The sequence below is a fragment of the Pseudorhodoferax sp. Leaf274 genome, from assembly GCF_001422445.1.
In the GTDB taxonomy this organism is placed as follows: Bacteria; Pseudomonadota; Gammaproteobacteria; order Burkholderiales; family Burkholderiaceae_C; genus Pseudorhodoferax.
In genome coordinates this window covers 115,779-134,771 of sequence record NZ_LMNA01000002.1, presented here as the reverse complement: position 1 = coordinate 134,771, position 18,993 = coordinate 115,779, and the positions used below count along the sequence as shown (strand labels likewise).

21 protein-coding genes are annotated in these 18,993 nt (G+C 68.9%); 9 read left to right on the top strand and 12 right to left on the bottom strand.

What is annotated here, in order from left to right; translation table 11 throughout:
• The 8 genes from gspN to gspG form a co-directional block, all read right to left on the bottom strand.
• On the bottom strand, positions 1-807 hold the full coding sequence (gene gspN, locus ASF44_RS06205; protein ID WP_056898343.1) for a type II secretion system protein N: 807 nt from the start codon (positions 805-807) through the stop codon (positions 1-3).
• A gap of 2 nt (positions 808-809) precedes the next feature.
• Positions 810-1,316 (bottom strand): type II secretion system protein GspM, encoded by a 507-nt coding sequence (gene gspM / locus ASF44_RS06200; RefSeq protein ID WP_056898342.1) that lies wholly within the window; start codon positions 1,314-1,316, stop codon positions 810-812.
• Positions 1,313-2,539, bottom strand: coding sequence for a type II secretion system protein GspL (gene gspL, locus ASF44_RS06195; protein WP_056898341.1), 1,227 nt, complete (start codon positions 2,537-2,539; stop codon positions 1,313-1,315). Before gspL ends, gspM begins: the two co-directional genes overlap by 4 nt.
• Positions 2,540-2,615: 76 nt before the next feature.
• Positions 2,616-3,575 carry a type II secretion system minor pseudopilin GspK gene (gene gspK, locus ASF44_RS06190; RefSeq protein WP_056898340.1) on the bottom strand — a complete coding sequence of 320 codons (960 nt, stop codon included), beginning with the start codon at positions 3,573-3,575 and terminating at the stop codon, positions 2,616-2,618.
• Positions 3,572-4,237 (bottom strand): type II secretion system protein J, encoded by a 666-nt coding sequence (locus ASF44_RS06185; protein WP_056898339.1) that lies wholly within the window; start codon positions 4,235-4,237, stop codon positions 3,572-3,574. The genes gspK and ASF44_RS06185 overlap by 4 nt, the downstream gene beginning before the upstream one ends.
• Positions 4,238-4,594, bottom strand: a complete 357-nt coding sequence (gspI, locus tag ASF44_RS06180; RefSeq protein ID WP_056898338.1) for a type II secretion system minor pseudopilin GspI — start codon at positions 4,592-4,594, stop codon at positions 4,238-4,240.
• On the bottom strand, positions 4,594-5,061 hold the full coding sequence (locus ASF44_RS06175; protein WP_056898337.1) for a Tfp pilus assembly protein FimT/FimU: 468 nt from the start codon (positions 5,059-5,061) through the stop codon (positions 4,594-4,596). Before ASF44_RS06175 ends, gspI begins: the two co-directional genes overlap by 1 nt.
• A complete protein-coding gene (gspG, locus tag ASF44_RS06170; protein ID WP_145549081.1) occupies positions 5,036-5,473 on the bottom strand; it encodes a type II secretion system major pseudopilin GspG in 438 nt (145 codons plus the stop codon). Before gspG ends, ASF44_RS06175 begins: the two co-directional genes overlap by 26 nt.
• A gap of 106 nt (positions 5,474-5,579) precedes the next feature.
• Here gspG and ASF44_RS06165 point away from each other — a divergent pair, with 106 nt between their 5' ends.
• Entirely contained in the window at positions 5,580-5,993 is a 414-nt protein-coding gene (locus ASF44_RS06165; RefSeq protein ID WP_235579145.1) for a type II secretion system protein N, read from the top strand.
• Here the strand turns inward: ASF44_RS06165 and ASF44_RS06160 are convergent.
• The 3 genes from ASF44_RS06160 to ilvA are packed head-to-tail and all read right to left on the bottom strand — an operon-like array spanning position 5,990 to position 8,926.
• The gene (locus tag ASF44_RS06160) at positions 5,990-6,547 is read right to left on the bottom strand and encodes a histidine phosphatase family protein (protein WP_056898447.1); all 558 of its coding nucleotides are present in this window, start codon (positions 6,545-6,547) and stop codon (positions 5,990-5,992) included. The two genes, ASF44_RS06165 and ASF44_RS06160, sit on opposite strands and share 4 nt — an antisense overlap.
• Complete coding sequence (locus ASF44_RS06155; protein ID WP_056898334.1) at positions 6,547-7,356, bottom strand: adenosylcobinamide-GDP ribazoletransferase; 810 nt, start codon at positions 7,354-7,356, stop codon at positions 6,547-6,549. The genes ASF44_RS06160 and ASF44_RS06155 overlap by 1 nt, the downstream gene beginning before the upstream one ends.
• A gap of 7 nt (positions 7,357-7,363) precedes the next feature.
• Positions 7,364-8,926 (bottom strand): threonine ammonia-lyase, biosynthetic, encoded by a 1,563-nt coding sequence (gene ilvA / locus ASF44_RS06150; protein ID WP_056898333.1) that lies wholly within the window; start codon positions 8,924-8,926, stop codon positions 7,364-7,366.
• Between the two features lie 279 nt (positions 8,927-9,205).
• Here ilvA and ASF44_RS06145 point away from each other — a divergent pair, with 279 nt between their 5' ends.
• Positions 9,206-9,655 (top strand): OsmC family protein, encoded by a 450-nt coding sequence (locus ASF44_RS06145; RefSeq protein ID WP_056898332.1) that lies wholly within the window; start codon positions 9,206-9,208, stop codon positions 9,653-9,655.
• A 30-nt stretch (positions 9,656-9,685) separates the two neighbouring features.
• Here ASF44_RS06145 and coq7 read toward each other — a convergent pair whose 3' ends face one another.
• Entirely contained in the window at positions 9,686-10,303 is a 618-nt protein-coding gene (gene coq7, locus ASF44_RS06140) for a 2-polyprenyl-3-methyl-6-methoxy-1,4-benzoquinone monooxygenase (protein WP_056898331.1), read from the bottom strand.
• Positions 10,304-10,579: 276 nt separating this feature from the next.
• Here coq7 and ASF44_RS06135 point away from each other — a divergent pair, with 276 nt between their 5' ends.
• From ASF44_RS06135 to ASF44_RS06105, 7 genes are all read left to right on the top strand, one after another.
• Positions 10,580-11,647, top strand: a complete 1,068-nt coding sequence (locus ASF44_RS06135) for a porin (RefSeq protein ID WP_082524563.1) — start codon at positions 10,580-10,582, stop codon at positions 11,645-11,647.
• Positions 11,648-11,832: 185 nt separating this feature from the next.
• Positions 11,833-12,525 (top strand): DUF3047 domain-containing protein, encoded by a 693-nt coding sequence (locus tag ASF44_RS06130; RefSeq protein WP_235579144.1) that lies wholly within the window; start codon positions 11,833-11,835, stop codon positions 12,523-12,525.
• 76 nt (positions 12,526-12,601) lie between these two features.
• Positions 12,602-14,179 (top strand): ABC transporter substrate-binding protein, encoded by a 1,578-nt coding sequence (locus ASF44_RS06125; RefSeq protein ID WP_056898329.1) that lies wholly within the window; start codon positions 12,602-12,604, stop codon positions 14,177-14,179.
• Between the two features lie 54 nt (positions 14,180-14,233).
• The gene (locus ASF44_RS06120; RefSeq protein ID WP_056898328.1) at positions 14,234-15,214 is read left to right on the top strand and encodes an ABC transporter permease; all 981 of its coding nucleotides are present in this window, start codon (positions 14,234-14,236) and stop codon (positions 15,212-15,214) included.
• Positions 15,214-16,437: a M20 aminoacylase family protein gene (locus tag ASF44_RS06115; protein ID WP_056898327.1), complete on the top strand. Its 1,224-nt coding sequence runs from the start codon at positions 15,214-15,216 to the stop codon at positions 16,435-16,437. The genes ASF44_RS06120 and ASF44_RS06115 overlap by 1 nt, the downstream gene beginning before the upstream one ends.
• Before the next feature lie 22 nt (positions 16,438-16,459).
• On the top strand, positions 16,460-18,040 hold the full coding sequence (locus ASF44_RS06110) for an ABC transporter substrate-binding protein (RefSeq protein ID WP_056898326.1): 1,581 nt from the start codon (positions 16,460-16,462) through the stop codon (positions 18,038-18,040).
• Positions 18,040-18,966, top strand: coding sequence for an ABC transporter permease (locus ASF44_RS06105; RefSeq protein ID WP_056898325.1), 927 nt, complete (start codon positions 18,040-18,042; stop codon positions 18,964-18,966). Before ASF44_RS06110 ends, ASF44_RS06105 begins: the two co-directional genes overlap by 1 nt.
• The last annotated feature ends 27 nt before the right edge of the window (positions 18,967-18,993 follow it).

Sequence of the window (18,993 nt, the reverse complement as noted above, 5' to 3'; positions counted from 1 at the left end):
CTAGCCCACTTGGATGATGGAACGCAGGCCATTGCGTCGGCCAATGATGTTCAGGAGATTGGAGAGCGCGTCGACCCGCTCGGGGTCGGCAGCGGCCTCGCCGGAAAAGCGCAGGCGCGAGCCCACCCATTGTCCGCTGCCCGTCAGGCTGAGGGCGCCGGAGATGGTCTCCAGCTGCAAACTCGCGGGCGCATCGCCGCCGCCGCCGGCCAGCGTGAGCCGGTAGCTGCCCATGGGCTTGAGCGTGGACAGGCGCGAGGACAGGTCGTTGGCCTGCAGCTGCAGCCGGCCGGCCACCAGCAGGCGGCCGGAGATCCACTCCAGCGACAGGCCTTGCGCGGACAGCGCGAGCGTGCCTTCGGGCTGCACCGTGTTCCAAGGCGTGCCCAGGCCGGCCAGCACGGCGGCCGGCCATTGCGACTGGCCGTCGGAAATCAGCACGCGCGCGCCCGTCCAGCGCGGTTCGGCGCGCACCTGCCAGGGCTGGTTCATGCAGCATGTGGCCTGCACAGCAACATCCAGGCCGCGCAGAGCGGGCCGCAGCCGCCAGTCGAGCCGGCCGGGCAGGGCGGTGGCGTCGCGGCTTTCCGCGCCGCCGGCCAGCACCAGCTGGGCCGAGCCGTTCCAGATGCTGCCGCGTGGTGCGCGCAGCAGCACGTGCTGCGCGCTGCCGCGTTCCACGGCCCAGGCCAGCCAGCGCGCCGGTGCGAACAGGGCCAGGCCCAGCAGCAGCCCCACGGTGCCGCCCAGCCAGGCCAGGCCCCAGGGGGCGGTGGCGGTTGCGCTGGACGGGGTGCGGCGGGCCACGGTCAGCGGGCCGGCAGCGTGAGGACCAGGGCGCCGTCCCACCGCGCCGGGGCGGTGGCCGGGCCGGCGGCACGGGTCAGGCGGGCCTCGGCCGGCAGCGCGCGCGCGTTGACGCGCGCCTGCGTGAGCCAGCGCGCCAGCGCATCGGCTTCCGCGCCCTTGAGCGTGAGCGTGGCGCGTTCGCCGGCCACGCTGAGCTGCGCCGTGCTGCCCAGGCGCTGGCGCACCGAGGTCTCCAGCGCGCGCAGCGCGTCGTCGTAGGGCAGGCGCGGCTGGTTCTGCAGCGCCATGGCGTCGGACTGCAGGCCGCGCATGGCCTGCAGCTGTGCATCGAGATCGCGGTGCTGCGCATCGGCCTGGCGCAGCGTGGCCAGCGCCGGGCCGAGCAGCACCCACCAGGCCAGTGCCAGCAGCGCGATGGTGCCGGCCAGCGCGAGGGCACCGCGCTCGCGCGGCGCCAGCAGGGCCCAGCGTGTGCGCAGCTGTTGTTGCCAGGCGTCGAGTTTCATGGGGTGGCTCCGGAGGCGGGCAGGGGGCGCAGCAGCAGGCGGTCGCCTTCGGACTGGGCCAGCAGGCCGTGGGCGCGCAGCCGGCCGTTCAATGCGGCGATGGCTTCAGGATTGGCGGCCAGGCCGCGCAGGCGTGCCTCGCCGTTGCCGAATTCCACGGCCTGCGGCACCTGGCCGGGCGGCAGCGTGGCGCCGAGCGCGCCCAGCATGGTTTCGAGATCGCGCGGGCCGTAGGCGCCGGCGGCCTGGCGCAGCAGTTCGACCTCGCGCGCCATCTGCACCGGCGCATCGACCACCACGCGCACGGACGGGAAGCTGCTGGAGAGAACGCCGCGCACGGCGGCGCGCTTGTCGGCCAACTCGGTGGACTCCTTCCAGGCCCAGGCGTTCACGCCGACCAGGTGGGCCGCCACCAGCAGGCCCAGGCCCCAGCGCGCGGCGCGCCACTGCGGACCGCGCGCGATGGCCGCCACGCGCCGCAGCGTGCCCTGCACGGCGCGGCGGCGGTCGGAGCTGGCCAGGTCGAACTGCGCCAGGTCCCAGCTGCCGGCGCCGGCCTGCAGCCAGCGCTCCGTGGCGGGGCGCAGTTGCACCTGGCGCGCGCCGCTCTGCTCGGCCTGCTGGGCCAGGGCGGGGTCGGCCAGCACGGGCACCTCTTCGGCACTGCCGGCCTGGGCCAGGGCCCAGTCAAGTGCGGGCGGGGCCAGCGGCAGCACGCTGACGCCCTGGGCGCCGCTGTAGGCCAGCCAGGGGGCTTCGGGCGTGCCCAGGACCTCGATCTGCTCGGCGCCGGGCGCGAGCTCGGGCACGATGCGGGCGGCCGGGCGGCGCGCGGCCTCCAGCAGGTCCAGGCCTGCGCGCAGCCAGGCGCGGTCGCAGGTGGCGACCCAGGCCGGGGCCTGGGCGCGGGCGCCGGCTTCCAGCCCGAAATGCACGGCGGCGGGATCGTCCAGCAGGCGGTCTTCGAGCAGGCCTTCGAGCAGCGCGCGCAGGCGCGGCGTGCCGGTGGCGCCACGTGCGAGCGCGCCCTTGGGCAGCTCCACGCGGTGCCAGGACAGCGCCTGCGCAGGCACGAGCGCCACGGTCTCGCGCGCGGCGGGCAGCAGCGCGGCGATGGCGTGCGCATGGCCGCTGACGCTGCGGCCATCGGCGCTCAGCACATATTCCAGCGGTGTGGCTGCACCGGGGGTGTCCAGTGGCAGGACGACGATCAGGGTGCTCACTCTTGTTCTCTCCGAAGCGGCGGGACGCGGGTGGGCCGCGCTTGCGGCGCGCGATTGTAGAGAGCGTGCATGACGGTCACGGCTGGCGGTCTCCGGCCACGCGCTCGCGCCAGATGGTGGTGACGGGGGGGTTTCGCCCTGTACCGCGCTTGACCAGGGACCGCTCGCTGACAACGGTGCCCTCCATGCGCAGGCGTCCATTGATTTCAAAGAAGCTGGAGCGCACGGCGTATTCGCTCTCGGGCAGCAGGCCGACCCGGTCCAGGAAGGTGGCGAAGTCCTGCACGGTGTTCCATGACTTCTGGTTGCGGGCCTGGACCAGCATCTGGGCCGAGGCAAGGTCTACGCCCTCGATGGAGGCTGCAATGACCTGCGCGCTAGCGGTGTACAGGTTGATGGCTGTAGCGGCCTGCGGCAGGACTGTCACGTATGGCTCCAGCACGCGCAGCGTGGATGGCGAGAGCCCCAACCAGGCGAGTTGTTCGAAACGCTGCGGCAGCAGGGGTACATCTGCATCCCCATCGACCTGCTTCTGGCTTGCGCGGCCCAAGTTTTCGGCCATCGTCATGAATTCCGCCTCTGGCAAGCCGAGCAACTCGAAGAGACGTTTGAACGCAGCCATCTGCTTGCCGATCAACTGGCCGTCGCTGCCCACAAGGTTTGCGACATTCATACGTGATTGCAGGTCGATGATGCTGCCTGACAGAAACACCTCAGGTAGTCCCTCGTCGCCCGCTTGGGCGACGCCGTTCTCGGCACCGAGGAAGGTTGACATGCGCGACTCTTGCAGCGCAACTGCCCATGGCTCGTCCAAGCGGTCGACGTTGTTGGCGCCATCCAGCCGCAAGACGAATCGGGAGAAATCAAGCGCACCGACCAGCACCCAGGCCGACTGGCTGCGCGCGCGCTCGGACTGCTCGACCTCGACCGCGCGCCATTGCTGCCACAGCGCCGTGGCAGCGAAGGTGGCCACCAGCGTCACGGTCAGCATGGCGAGCAGCAGGGCGGCGCCGCGTTGTGCGTGGGCGCGCCTCATGAGCCGCTGCCTCCGACGGTGGGCCGCACCCAGTCGCGCGTGATCACGCCCGAAACCGCGCTGCCTGGCGGCAGTTCCAGCACCAGGCGCACGCCGTCGGGCGGTTCGACCGACGCGTTGCCGGTCTGCGGGGTATCGGCGCTGGACAGCGGATTGGTCCAGGTGTTGAGCCGGTAATAGAAGAGGCGCCAGTCCACCAGCGGCGCGATGGCCACCTCGCGCTGGCGTTCGTCGCTGCTGGGCGTCTGGGCCCAGCTGCCGGCACGCTCCCAGGCCTGCAGCAGTTGGGCCCGGCTGTGCAGCACGGGCGACTGCCAGCGCAGCCATTGGCCGCCGTCGGCCACGCCGCGGCGCGTCCAGGCCACGACCAAGGGGCCGTTCTGGCCCGGCGTGGTGCTGGCGCGCACGATGCGCAGCACGCGCCCATCCCATTCCAGCGGCGGCAGCTCGGTGGGGTCCAGCATCGCGTCCAGGTCGGCCGTCCATTGCGCCAGGCCCGCCTGCAGCGTCAGCACCGCGTCGGTGTGGGCACGCGTGGCGGCCTGTGTGCGGGTCATGCCGTCCAGGCCCTGCCAGCTCAGCACGGCGACGATGGCCATGATGGCCAGCGCGATCAGCAGCTCGACCAGCGTGAAGCCGCGGTGGCGCCTGCGCGTGTTCATCTAGTAGCGCCCCACGATGGTGGTGATGCGCAGCACCGGCACGCCGTCTTCGAAGACCTGCGCATCGACGCGCCGAAAGCTGGGGTTGGGCGTCGGCCGCACACCCATCTGCACGCGGAACATGCGGCCGGCCTGCTCGCAGGCCTGGTCGGTGTCGCCCACGCCGGGCAACTGGCGCGACAGGCGCATGGCCATGAGTTCGTTCTCGGCGCAGATCTGGGCCAGCAGCACGTCGGCCTGGCGCGTGGCATTGCGCGTCAGCGCGCTGGTGGCCTGGGTGCCGGCCAGCAGCGCGATGGCCACGATGCCGAGCGCAACCAGCACCTCGACCAGCGTGAAGCCCCGGGCCGGGCGCATCACGGTTGCACGGCCTGCACCGCGAACGGGCGCACGCCGTCGGTCGCGACGCGCAGGGCCAGCTGCGGGTTGGCGACCGAACGCAGTTCGAGCCACTGCGCGCCGATGATGGGCTCGGGCCCCAGCAGCACGCTGGCCTGCGCGGCGACGATGGTGTCGCGGCTCAGCCAGTGCTCGGGCAGCGTGCCCGGCATGGCGCCTTCGAAGCGGAAGCCGCCTTCCAGCGCGCGCCAGCGCACCGGCACGCCATTGGCGCGCGACTGGGCCCGGGCGGCATCGAAGAGGGCCGCGAGGCGCTGCGCCTCGCGCTCGAGCTGGCTGTCGGCGGTGTCTCGGAACGCGAAGCCCACGCCGGCGCTGGCCAGGGCCACGATGGCCACCACGACCAGCAGTTCGAGCAGCGTGAAGCCGCGCTGGCGCGGTTGCCGGAACGCGGTGTGCTTACTGCCAGCTGCCGATGTCCGCATCTTTGCCCTCGCCGCCGGGCTGGCCGTCGGCGCCGAACGACATCACATCGATCTCGCCCTTCACGCCGGGGTTGAGGTACTGGTAGGGGCGGCCCCAGGGGTCGTTGGGCAGCTTTTCCAGGTAGGGCTTCCAGTTGAGCGGCACCGGGTTGGTGGTGGGCTTGGTCAGCAGGGCCTGCAGCCCTTGCTCGCCGGTGGGGTAGCGCTGGTTGTCCAGCCGGTACATGCGCAGCGCCTGCATCAGGTTGGTCACGTCGGTCTTGGCAGCGGTGGCGCGGGCGTCGTCGGCGCGGTCGAGCACGTTGGGCACGATCAGCGCGGCCAGCACGCCGATGATGACCAGCACGACCATCAGTTCGATCAGGGTGAAGCCTGCCTGGATGCGGCGGCGGGAGCGGGACAACAGGTTCATGGAAGGTGTGGAGCGCTGCGGGGGCGAAGCGTTCCATGATAATCCGCGCATGTTGCGAACCGCTCCAGCTTCTTTTCCGTCCGGCCGCGCTGCCAATCCCTGGCCCGTGCGGCTTGTGACCGTGCTGGTGTGGGCGCTGGCCGCGCTCAGCGTGGCGTTCTGGGCGCTGCGACTGCTGGGGCCGACCGGCGACGCCGCACCGGCACCGGTGGCCAAGGCGGCATTGGCGCAGGCCGATGCCACGGCCGTGGCGCGCCTGCTGGGTGCGACCGTCCAGGTGGCCGCCGCCCCGGTGGTGACGAACAACCGCTACGTGCTGACGGGCGTCGTCGCCGATCGGCGCCAGGGTGGCGCGGCGTTGATCGCCGTGGCCGGCCAGCCGCCCAAGCCGTTCCGCGTCGGCGCCGAGATCGAGCCCGGCGTTCGGCTGGCCTCGGTCGGCGCACGCAAGGCGGTGCTGGCGGCCGCGCCGGATGCCGATCCGCTGGCCACGCTCGAACTGCCATCCATCACGCGCTAGGCGGGGGGCAGGTCCAGCACGCACCAGTCGCCGCAGGCCACGCTGTCGGTCGGCCACTGGTCGGCGCGGCACAGGGGGCCCTGGTTCGACAGCAGCCACCGCGCTGCCTTGATCACGCCGGCGTGCGTGACCCACAGGCCCACGCCGGCATGCTGCGCTGCGGTGGCCCACAGGGCCGACTGCACGCGGGCGATGAATTCGCCGACCGATTCGCCGCCACCGGGGCGATGCTGCGCGAAGTCCTGGGTCCAGGCTGCCACGGCGGCCCGGCCGATGCAGTCCCAATGCTGGCCCTCCCAATGGCCGAAATCCATTTCGGCCAGGCGCGCATCGGTGGTCCAGCGCAGGTCGGGGCGTTGTGCTTGCAATGCGTCTGCCAAGCTGCGGCAGCGGCCGAGCGGCGAGCACGTTCCGGCAATCCCGTGCGGCAGCGTTTGCGCCAGCCGGGTGGCGCAGGCCTGCGTCTGGGCGGGGTCGGCCGGCACGTCGCTCGCGCCATAGCAGATGCCCGGTGCCAGCATGACCTGCGCGTGGCGCACCAGCCACAGCTGCATCAGCCGCGGCCCAGCGCGCACGCCGCGCCCAGATAAAAAGCGATCTCGCAGACCTGCTGCGTCGCGCCCAGCGCGTCGCCGGTGAACCCCTGCAGCCGCTGGCGGAACCAGCGGAACATCCAGGCCGCCGCGAGCACCGCGCCGGTGCAGCCGAACACCGCGAAGGCCGTGCCCTGGCCCACGCCGATGAAAAGCAGGGCCGGCAGGCACCACAGCGCCCCCAGGCGCAGCGTGCGCACATCGATCTGGTCGGCCAGCGGCTTGGCCTTGGAGAGTGCGGTGTCGCCCACATGCGGCAGCAGCACGGGCAGCGCCAGCGGCAGCAGTCGTGAGAGCACATGCCCGCCCAGCAGCGCCCACAGCAGCGGCGCCAGGCCGGCACCGCCCAGCACGGCCAGGAGCGCGATCTTGCAGGCCAGCCCCAGCACCAGCGCCATGGCGCCGAAGGCACCGATGCGCGAGTCCTTCATGATGTCGAGCGCGCGTTCGCGGTCCAGGCTGCCACCCAGGCCATCGACCACGTCGGCCAAGCCGTCCTCGTGGAAACCGCCGGTCAGCAGCACGGTGGCCGCGGTACCCAGCGCAGCCACGGCCAGCGGCGTGAAGCCCTGGGCCGGCAGCAGCCACCAGAGCAGTGCGCTGACGCACCATGCCCAGGCCGCGACCAGCCAGCCGACACCGGGAAAGTGCGCGGCGGCCGCGCGCAGCATGGCCTGGTCGAAGCCGACCCAGGCCGCGAGGCGCCCGGTGACCGGCACGCGCGTGAAGAACTGCAGCGCAACCAGGTAGTGCCGGACGGCCTGCTGCACGCGGGGCTCAGGCCTGCAGGAACAGGCGGTAGACCGGGTTGGCGGTCTCTTCCACCCAGGGGTAGTCGAGCTGGTCCAGGAACTTGCCGAAGGCCTTGGCTTCGGCGGCCGGCACCTGCATGCCGACCAGGATGCGGCCGTAGTCGGCGCCCTGGTTGCGGTAGTGGAACAGGCTGATGTTCCAGTTCGGCTTCATGAGGCTCAGGAACTTGAGCAGGGCGCCGGGACGCTCGGGGAACGTGAAGCGTAGCAGGCGTTCGTCGCGCGCCAGGGCCGAGCGGCCTCCGACCATGTGGCGCACATGCTCCTTGGCCAGTTCGTCGTGCGTGAGGTCGATGGCCTCGAAGCCGTTGCGCACGAAGCGCGTGGCCAGCTTGGCCGACTCGCCCTTGCCGTGCGTGGTCAGGCCCACGAACACATGGGCCTGGGCGGAATCGCTGATGCGGTAGTTGAACTCGGTCACGTTGCGCGGGCCGCCGGGCAGCTGGCCGACCACCTCGCAAAAGCGCCGGAAGCTGCCGCGCTCCTCGGGAATCGTCACGGCCAGCAGCGCTTCGCGCTCCTCGCCGACCTCGGCGCGCTCGGCGACGAAGCGCAGCCGGTCGAAGTTCATGTTGGCGCCGCACAGGATGGCGGCATAGGTCTCGCCGCGCGTCTTGTGGGTGGCCACGTATTGCTTGATCGCGGCAACGGCCAGCGCGCCGGCTGGCTCGACGATGCTGCGGGTGTCCACGAAGACATCCTTGATGGCGGCGCAGACGGCGTCCGTGTCGACGCGCACATAGCCATCGACCAGGCCGCGCGCGATGCGGAAGGTTTCCTCGCCGACGAGCTTGACGGCCGTGCCATCGGAGAACAGGCCCACGTCGTCCAGCGTCACCCGCTTGCCGGCCGCGACGGATTGGGCCATGGCGTCGGAATCCGTCATCTGCACGCCGATGACCTTGGTTTCCGGTCGCACCGCCTTGATGTAGTTGGCCACGCCCGAGATCAGGCCGCCGCCGCCGATGGCGACGAACACCGCATCCAGGCGCTGCATGCCCAGGCCCTGCAGCTGGCGCAGGATCTCCATCGCGATGGTGCCCTGGCCGGCGATCACGTCCGGGTCGTCGAAGGGGTGGACGAAGGTCAGGCCTTCCTTTTTTTCCAGCTTGGCGGCGTGCTGGTAGGCGTCGCTGTAGCTATCGCCGTGCAGCACGACTTCGCCGCCGAAGCCGCGCACGGCATCGATCTTCAGCTGCGGCGTGGTCGTCGGCATCACCACCACCGCGCGCGTGCCGAGCTTGCGCGCGCTCATCGCCACGCCCTGGGCATGGTTGCCGGCCGAGGCGCAGATCACGCCCTTCTTGAGTTGCCCCGGCGTGAGGTGCGCCATCTTGTTGTAGGCGCCGCGCAGCTTGAAGCTGAACACGGGCTGCTGGTCTTCGCGCTTGAGCAGCACGGTGTTGTGCAAGCGCAGGCTCAGGCTGCGGGCTGGCTCCAGTGCCGTCTCCGTGGCCACGTCGTAGACCCGGGCGGTCAGGATCTTCTTGAGGTAGTCGGCGGGCGACAGGCGCTTGGTCGAAGGCATGGTGCGAAGCGGGGGAAGCAGGCTGATGCGGGGAGCGCGATCATAGAGAACCCGGCGCGCACAAAGAAAAAAGCCCCGAACCTTGCGATTCGGGGCTAATCCACCTTTTCGGAGGGTGGAGGAGACAATCGGTGCGCCGACTTGCGACGCGATGGGTGAAGTATAGCCAGAATTTTTGTGCGTCGCAGCATTGCGTGACATGTCAGTGGTGAAATTTCGTGAAGAATTCGGCAATTCCGCAACGCCGTTCGGCCAACACAACACAGGGAGTACGTAGAGATGGAATGCACAGTGAGCTGGACCGGCTCCGCCGGGACGCAGTCCGGCATGGGTTTCGTGGCCGAGACCGGCAGTGGCCATGTGCTGGCGATGGACGGCGCCCCCGATCCGGCCCGGCCCGAGAACGGCGGCCGCAACCTGGCGCCGCGCCCCATGGAAACCGTGTTGGCCGGTGCCGGCGGCTGCACCGCCTACGATGTGGTGCTGATCCTCAAGCGTGGGCGGCACGATGTGCGCGGCTGCTCGGTCAAGCTGAGTGCCGAGCGCGCCGAAGCCGATCCCAAGGTCTTCACCCGCATCCAGATGCACTTCACGGTGACGGGCAAGGATTTGCAGCACGCCGCGGTGGAGCGGGCCATTGCGATGAGCCACGACAAGTACTGCTCGGCCACCATCATGCTGGGCAAGACGGCCGAGATCGTGACCAGCTTCGAGCTGAAGGACGGCTGAGGCTGGCGCCCTGGGCGCCTGTGTGGCGCTTCAGATGCGGTGCGCAGTGGTCGTCATGACCTTGGCCGCGACGCGCATCAGGCCTTTGGCGGCGCGCGGCAGGGGGGCGGCGCCGGCCAACGCCGCATCTTGCGCGTGGCGCAGCTCGTCGTCGCGCATCTGGACCACGATGGCGCGCGAAGCGTGGTCGTTCTCCGGCAGGCGGCTCAGGTGCGATGTCAGATGCTCGGCGACCTGTTGCTCGGTCTCGACCACGAAGCCCAGGCTCAGCTTGTCGCCGATCTTGCCGGCCACGAAGCCAAGCGCGAATGCGCCGGCGTACCACACGGGGTTCAACAAAGAGGGCCGGGCGCCCAATTCCTGCAGTCGTTCGGCCGTCCACGCCAGATGGTCGGTCTCCTCGCGGCTGGCTTCCTCGAAATGGGTGCGCAGCGCCACGTCGCGCGTGGCCAGGGCCTGGCCTGTGTAGAGCGCCTGCGCGCACACCTCCCCGACATGGTTGACGCGCATCAGCGCGCCAGACAAGCGCTTCTCCTCGGCCGCCAGCGCAGTGGGCTGCGCTGGCAGGGTCGGGCACGGCCGGCTGGCGCGCGCTGGCACGAACAGGGTACGGAGGGCGGCGTCGACGGTGCTGAGCAGGGTGTCCATGGGCGTGCTTGCGAAAAAACCAGTATAGGGGCCGGCCTGTATGGCGCCTGCACGCAGGGCGCGGCCGGGGTCGGCGTTGATGTGTTGTAGCCATGCGACGAAAAATGGCCTTCATCGGCCTTTTCTTTTGCTCAAGGTCACCCGTTCTGGTGCAATACGCCCAACTTCCCAAAAGGAGGTTGGCCCGGGACTCCGGCGAGATCGAACAAGAAGTGCTGAAGCACGAAGTGATCTCTTCGAACCGGAGCCCTCTGTTTAACCTTGGAGAATCTCGCAATGAAAAAGAGTCTGATTGCTTTGGCCGTGCTGGCCGCTTCCGGCGCCGCCATGGCTCAGTCGTCCGTCACGCTGTACGGCGTTCTGGACATTGGCTTCGGTAAGGTCAAGGACGGCAAGTGGGGCATGAACAACGGTGAAGGCTACGCGTCTGGCCAAGACGGCTTCAACAGCACGTCGGTCATCGGCTTCCGTGGCACGGAAGACCTGGGCGGCGGTCTGAAGGCCAACTTCAACCTGCAATCCGGCGGCCTGGACCTGTCGACCGGCGGCACCGCGGTTGCTTTCAGCCGTGAAGCCTGGGTCGGCCTGGAAGGCGCTGGCTGGGGTGCGATCCAGCTGGGCCGCTCGTCGTCCATCGGTGCCAAGGTGATGGGTGCCTATGACTTCAACGGCACGTCCTACTCCTCCGCTTACGACCGCGCCGGCATCAGCGCCGTGACCTGGTACGGTTCTTCGCGTCGTAGCAGCCAACTGCAATACGCCTCGCCGAACTTCGGCGGTGTCGTGGTGCGTGCCGGCTTCACGGCCAAGGGCGACCAAGGTGGCGTGCAAGGCGTTGGCGTTCCCGCTACCGCCAAGAACCAGTACAGCCTGGGCGCTACGTTCGCCAACGGCCCGCTGTCCGTCAGCGCCGTTGCAGAAACCAAGGCTGCTGAAGGCCTGCGTACCGCTTACGCCGTGGGCGCAAGCTACGACCTGAGCGTTGTGAAGCTGGCCGCTACGTACAACCGCCGCGAGCGCGAAGGCGTGAATGGTTTCAACACCTTCAGCGGTGTCACCGGCAACAACGGTGGTCAACTGGCTGGCGGCAAGGGCTGGACCCTGGCTGCTGTCGCTCCGTTCGGCCCCGCCAACGTGGGCGTGGCTTACGCTCGCAACACCGATGCCGACATCAAGGCACTGGAACTGTTCGCCAACTACGCACTGTCCAAGCGCACCCGCCTGTACGTCGATTTCGTGAAGGGCTACGACCAAGACGCCATCACGGCTGTCAACGCTGGTGGCCGCGCCCTGGCCTCGCAAAACCCCTACGCCGTCGGCGTGGGCGTTGTCCACACGTTCTAATCCAAGGGCTGCCTGAGCGCAGCTTGAAGATTGCAATGTATAAAAGCCGCCGCGTCGCAAGACCGGCGGCTTTTTCGTGCGTGCAATTTCTGATGGGGTTGTGATCGATGCGCTTCGTGCTGTTGGCCCTGGTGGCACTTCAACTGATGGGGTGCGCGTCATGGCGTTCGGAAGATGGAGAGCCGGTGGCGGCCGCGCCCGTCGCGCCCGTCGCCCAGACCCCATGGGGCAAGGTGTCGCTGCAGCAGTTGGATGGCGTGCCGTGGCAGCACCTGCCGTTGCCGGGCAAGCGCGCGACGCAGTTCGATGCGGTGCAGGTGGATGGCCGCGCGGCCATGGCCGTGACCGCCGATGCCTCGGCCAGCATGTTGCGCAAACAGGTGCACGTGCCGGCCAGCGCGTTGGGCCAGCTGTCGTTTTCCTGGAAGGTGCCGGCATTGATCCCCGGCGCCGACATGGCCGCCCGCGACGCCGACGATGCGCCGGTGCGGCTCGTGCTCGCCTTCGAAGGCGACCGCAGCCGCTTCTCCGCCAAGAACGCCATGCTCTCGGAGTTGGCGCGCGCGCTGACCGGCGAGGAGATGCCCTACGCCACGCTGATGTATGTGTGGTGCAACACCCGCGCGCCCGGCAGCGTGATCTTGAACCCGCGAACCGACCGCATCCGCAAGATCGTGGTGGAGTCCGGGCCCGGCGGATTGGGCCAATGGCGCGACTACGCGCGCGATGTGCACGCCGATTTCGTGCGCGCCTTCGGAGAGGAGCCGGGTGCGCTGGTGGCGGTCGGCATCATGACGGACTCCGACAACACCAGCAGCCATGTGCAGGCCTGGTACGGACCGCTGGACCTGCGCACGAGGATGCCGCCTGCCCCTTGATTGCATGGGGAAACTCCGGCTGCCTGCGCTGGCCCGCTTGTTGCATAGTGGAATCTCCTTTTTCGAGAGCCTGCCCATGCAAAAGATTGCTTTGTTCTGTACCGGTGCATTCGTCGCGTTGACCCTTGGAACCGCTGCGCAAGCCAAGACCTTCAAATGGTCCAGCGCCAGCGACATCCCCACGATGGACATCCACTCGCAGAACAACGCCCTGGGCAACGGCGTGCATGCGTCCATCTACGACTCGCTGGTCTACTACAACAGCAAGACCTTCAAGCCCGAGGCGCAACTGGCCACCGAGTGGAAGCAGATCAGTCCGACGCAGGTGCGCTTCGCGCTGCGCAAGGGCGTGAAGTTCAGCGATGGCTCGGCGTTCTCGGCCGACGACGTGGTCTTCTCGCTCACCCGCGCGATGGCCAAGACCTCCAACTATGCCGTCTATGCCCAGGGCATCGACAAGGTGGTCAAGGTCGACGACACCACCGTGGACGTGATGCTCAAGGCGCCCACGCCCACGCTGGTCAACCAGCTGACCGAGCTGCGCATCATGAGCCGCGCCTGGGCCGAGAAGAACAAATCCGTCGAGCCCAAGGACATCAAGACCCAGGACGAGACCTTCGCGCACCGCAACGCCATGGGCACGGGCCCCTACATGCTCAAGGAATGGCAGCCCGATCAGCGCATGGTGCTCGTGGCCAACCCGCACTACTGGGGCAAGAGCACCGGCAACGTGACGGAGATCGTCTACACCCCGATCAAGGCGCAGGCCACGCGGCTCGCGGCCCTGCTGTCCGGCGAGACCGACTTCGTGCTCGATCCCAGCCCGCAGGACCTGGGCCGGCTGCGCAGCAATCCCGACATGAAGGTCATGGACGGCGTGGAGAACCGCACCCTGTTCCTGGGCATGGACCAGTTCCGCGACGAGCTGGTCGGCTCCAGCGTTAAGGGCAAGAACCCGCTCAAGGACGTGCGCGTGCGCAAGGCGCTGTACCAGGCGATCGACATCGGCGCGATCCAGCGCGTGACGCTGCGCGGCCTGGGCGAGAGCACCGGCACGCTGGTCTCGCCCCAGGTCAACGGCTGGACCAAGAAGGCCGACGTGCGCTGGCCCTACGACGCCAAGGCCGCGCAGAAGCTGCTGGCCGATGCCGGCTATCCGCAGGGCTTCGAGGTCGACTTCGCCTGCCCCAACAACCGCTACATCAACGACGAGGCGGTCTGCCAGGCCATCACGGCCATGTGGGCGCGCGTGGGCGTGAAGGCCAAGCTGCGCACGCTGCCGCTGGTCACCTACTTCCCGATGATCCAGCGCTACGAGGCCAGCATCTACATGCTGGGCTGGGGCGTTCCGACCTTCGACGCGCTGTACAGCCTGCAATCGCTGGTGCGCTCGGTGGGCGCGGGCGGTGACGGCAACTACAACGTGGGCCGCTATTCCAACCCGCAGATGGATGCGCTGGTGGAGCGCATCAAGGTCGAGACCGACCTCAAAAACCGCAACGAACTCATCGAGAAAGCACTGATCCTCTCGCACGAGGATGTGTCGCACCTGCCGCTGTACAACCAGGTCATCCCCTGGGCCATGAAGAAGAACGTCGAGGTCGTGCACCGTGCCGACAACCGTCTCGACTGGCGCCTGATCAAGGTCAACTGACCCTTGCGGGCCTGGCGGCGCACGCAGCGCCGCCGGCTCCAGGAGCCTCAACCGATGTTTGCTTTCATTCTTCGCCGCCTGTTGCAGGCCGTGGTGGTGATGGTGGCCGTGGCCTTCATTGCCTTCCTGCTGTTCCAGTACGTGGGTGATCCGGTGGTATTCCTGCTGGGGCAGGACGCCACGTCCGAGCAGATCCGCGAACTGCGCGAGGCGCTGGGCCTGGACCGGCCCTTCATCGTGCAGTTCTGGCACTTCCTCTACAACGCGGCGCAGGGCGAGTTCGGCCTGTCGCTGCGCCAGGGGGCCAAGGTGTCGCGGCTGATCGCCGAGCGCTTTCCGGCCACGCTGGAGCTGGCGCTCGTCGCCGCGCTGATCGCGCTGCTGGTCGGCGTGCCGGCGGGCGTCTACGCCGCGCTGCGCCGCGGCAGCTTCATGAGCCAGATGCTGATGACGCTGTCGCTGCTGGGCGTGTCCCTGCCCACCTTCCTGATCGGCATCCTGCTGATCCTGGTGTTCGCGGTGTGGCTGGGCTGGTTCCCGAGCTTCGGCCGCGGGCCCACGGTGCAGCTGGGCTGGTGGAGCACCGGCCTGCTGACACCCAAGGGCTGGCACCACATCATGCTGCCGGCCATCACGCTGGCGATCTTCCAGCTCACGCTGATCCTGCGGCTGGTGCGTGCCGAGATGCTGGAGGTGCTGCGCACCGACTACATCAAGTTCGCGCGCGCCCGGGGCCTGTCGGACCGCGCGATCCACTTCGGCCATGCGCTCAAGAACACACTGGTGCCCGTCATCACGATCACCGGCCTGCAGCTGGGCACGCTGATCGCGTTCTCCATCATCACCGAGACGGTGTTCCAGTGGCCCGGCATGGGGCTGCTGTTCATCCAGGCTGTGACCTTCGCGGACATCCCGGTCATGGCGGCCTACCTGTGCCTGATCGCGCTGATCTTCGTGACCATCAACCTCGTCGTGGACCTGCTGTATTTCGCGGTCGATCCGCGGCTGCGCCTCGGCAAGTCGGGAGGGCATTGATGCTGGCGCCGGTGCTGCGCGCGGGAGGTCGGGCGTTCGACCGCATCGCGCAATTCCATCCCGAGTTGACAGCCTTGCGGCGCGACCTGCACGCCCACCCCGAGATTGGCTTCGAGGAGCACTACACGGCGGCGCGCGTGGCCGATGCACTGCGGCTGTGCGGCGTCGACGAAGTGCACACCGGCATCGCCAGGACCGGCGTGGTGGGCGTGGTGCATGGGCGCAGCGTGGCCAGCGGCCGCATGCTGGGCCTGCGCGCAGACATGGACGCGCTGCCGCTGCTGGAGCAGGGCGAGCGCGCCTGGCGCTCCGGCCGCAACGGCCTCATGCACGGCTGCGGCCATGACGGGCACACGGCCATGCTGGTGGGCGCCGCGCGCTACCTGGCCGAGACCCGCTGCTTCGACGGCACGGCCGTGCTGATCTTCCAGCCGGGCGAAGAGGGCTTCGCGGGTGCCAAGGCCATGATCGACGAAGGCCTGTTCGACCGCTTCCCCGTGCAGTCGGTCTTCGCCATGCACAACTGGCCGGCGATGGCGCCGGGCACCGTGGGGCTGAACAGCGGGGCCATGATGGCCGCTGCGGACCGGGTGACCATCCAGGTGACCGGCAAGGGCGGCCACGGCGCGCATCCCTACCAGACCGTCGACCCGGTGCTGGTGGCGGCGCACATCATCACGGCCGCGCAAAGCATCGTCTCGCGCAACACGCGCCCCATCGACGCGGCGGTGCTGAGCCTGTGCGCCATGCACGCCGGCGACCTGGGCGCCATGAGCGTGGTGCCTGGCGAGGCCACGCTGGTCGGCACCGTGCGCACCTTCGACGCCAACGTGCAGGCGCTGGTGGAGCGGCGCCTGGCCGAGCTGTGCAGCGCGGTGGCGCAGGGCTTCGGCGCCCAGGCGGAGGTGCGGTTCGAACGCATCTACCCTGCCACCATCAACCACCGCGACCAGGCCCGCTTCGCCGGCGACGTGGCCGAACGCCTGGTCGGCGCCGGGCGGCTGGTGCGCGACATGGAGCCCAGCATGGGCGCGGAGGACTTCTCCTTCATGCTGCAGGCCAGGCCGGGGGCCTACCTGCGCATCGGCCAGGGCGCGCCCGATGGCTGCCACCTGCACAACAGCCGCTACGACTTCAACGACGACATCCTGCCCCTGGGCGCGGCGCTGCACGCCGGCCTCGTCGAGCAAGGCATGCCGCTTGCCACGCCCGATCCCACCTGAGTCTTCCAACGGAGCCTTCGCCATGCACACCAAGCCCCGCCTCGCTGCATTGACCGCATCCCTGCTGTTGGCCGCGTGCCTCTCGGCCCAGGCCGTGACGCTGCGCATCGCCAACCAGGGCGATGCCACCTCGCTCGACCCGCACTCGCTGCAGGAGTCGCTGCAGCTCACCGTGACGGGCAACGTCTACGAGCCGCTGGTCACGCGCGGTGCCGATTTCAAGCTGACCGCAGCTCTGGCCACCGACTGGAAGCAGACCGCGCCCACGGTCTGGCGCTTCAACCTGCGCAAGAACGTGCAATTCCACGATGGCACGCCGTTCACGGCCGACGACGTGATCTTCAGCTACGACCGTGCACGCGGCGAGGGCTCCGACGTGAAGAGCTACGTCGGCCAGATCAAGCAGATCAACAAGATCGATGACAACACCATCGACATCGTCACCACGCAGCCCTTCCCGATCCTGCCCGACCTCATCACCAACTGGTACATCATGAGCAAGAAGTGGTGCGAGGCCAACCAGGCCACGCGCCCGGTGGACCGGCGCAAGGGCATCGAGAACGCGGCCTCGTTCCGCACCAACGGCACCGGCCCGTTCCGTGCGCGCGAGCGCCAGCCCAACGTGCGCTCGGTCTTCACGCGCAGCCCCAACTACTGGGGCAAGATCGACAGCAACGTCGACGAGGTGGTCTTCAACGTGGTGGGCAACGACGCCACGCGCGTGGCGGCCATGCTCTCCGGCGAGGTCGACGTGATGGAGCCGGTGCCGGTGCAGGACGTGGAGCGCATCAAGCGCGACGGCAAGGCCAACGTGCTGCAGGGCCCCGAGCTGCGCGTGATCTTCCTGGGCATGGACCAGAAGCGCGACGAACTGCAGTTCTCCAACATCAAGGGCAAGAACCCGTTCAAGGACAAGCGCGTGCGCCAGGCCTTCTACCAGGCCATCGACATCGAGGCGATCCGCAACCGGGTGATGCGCAATTCGGCGATTCCGGTCGGCCTGATGATTCCGCCGCAGGTGCGCGGCTACGCCAAGGACCTGGACAAGCGCCTGCCCTACGACACCGAGGCTGCCAAGAAGCTGCTGGCCGAGGCCGGCTACCCGAACGGCTTCGAGGTCAAGATGAACTGCCCGAACGACCGCTACGTGAACGACAGCGACATCTGCCAGGCGGTGGCCGCCAGCCTCGCGCGCATCGGCGTCAAGATCAACCTGGAGGCCGAGACCAAGGCCAGCTACTTCCCCAAGATCCTGCGCCGCGACACCAGCTTCTACATGCTGGGTTGGACCGCCAGCACCGTGGACGTGCACAACGTGCTGTTCCCGATCATGGGCACGCCGGGCGAGGGCGGCCGCGGCCAGTTCAACCTGGGCGCCTACAGCAATCCCAAGCTCGACGCGCTGACCGACCAGATCGCATCGGAGATCGACGACGGCAAGCGCATGGCCATGATCCACGAGGCCATGAAGCTGCACCAGGACGACATCGGCCACATCCCGCTGCACCAGCAGACGCTGAACTGGGCCGTGCGCAAGGGCGTCACGGTGGTGCAGCTGCCGGACAACTTCATGCCCTGGAAGTTCATCCAGGTCGGCAAGTGATGCAGGCTGCAACGCAAGCCGGCTGGTTCCAGCGTGCCTGGGACAGCGATGTCGGCCACAGCTTCCGCACCTCGCCGACCGCGATCGTCGCCGGGGCCGTGGCCCTGGTCTGCGTGTTCTGCGCGTTCTTTGCCGGCTGGGTCGCGCCGCACAACCCGTTCGACCTGGCCACGCTGGAGCTCGGCGACGCGCGGCTGCCGCCGGCCTGGCAGGCAGAAGGCACGGTCAAGTACCTGCTGGGCACGGACGACCAGGGCCGCGACATCCTGTCCGCGCTGATGTATGGGGCGCGCATCTCGCTGGTCGTGGGCCTGGCCTCGGTGCTGCTGTCGCTGCTGGTGGGGGTGAGCCTGGGCCTGCTGGCCGGCTTCAAGGGCGGCTGGATCGACGCCGCGCTGATGCGCCTGTGCGACGTGATGCTGTCGTTCCCCGCCATCCTGGTGGCCCTGCTGATCGCAGGTGTCGGCCGCGCGCTGTTCCCGAACGCGCACGAGGGCCTGGCCTTCGGCGTGCTGATCCTGTCGATCTCGCTGACCGGGTGGGTGCAGTACGCGCGCACCGTGCGCGGCTCCACGCTGGTCGAGCGCAACAAGGAGTATGTGCAGGCCGCGCGCGTCACGGGCGTCTCGCCGCTGCGCATCATGCGCCGCCATGTGCTGCCCAACGTGACCGGGCCGGTCATGGTGCTGGCCACCATCCAGGTGGCCACCGCCATCATCACCGAGGCCACGCTGTCCTTCCTCGGCGTGGGCGCGCCGCCCACGTCGCCTTCGCTGGGCACGCTGATCCGCGTGGGCAACGACTACCTGTTCTCCGGTGAATGGTGGATCACGCTGTTCCCGGGCCTGATGCTGGTGCTGATCGCGCTCAGCGTGAACCTCCTGGGCGATTGGCTGCGCGACGCGCTCAATCCCCGCCTGCGCTGACCTGCGCACACCGCGAGCCACAAGCCA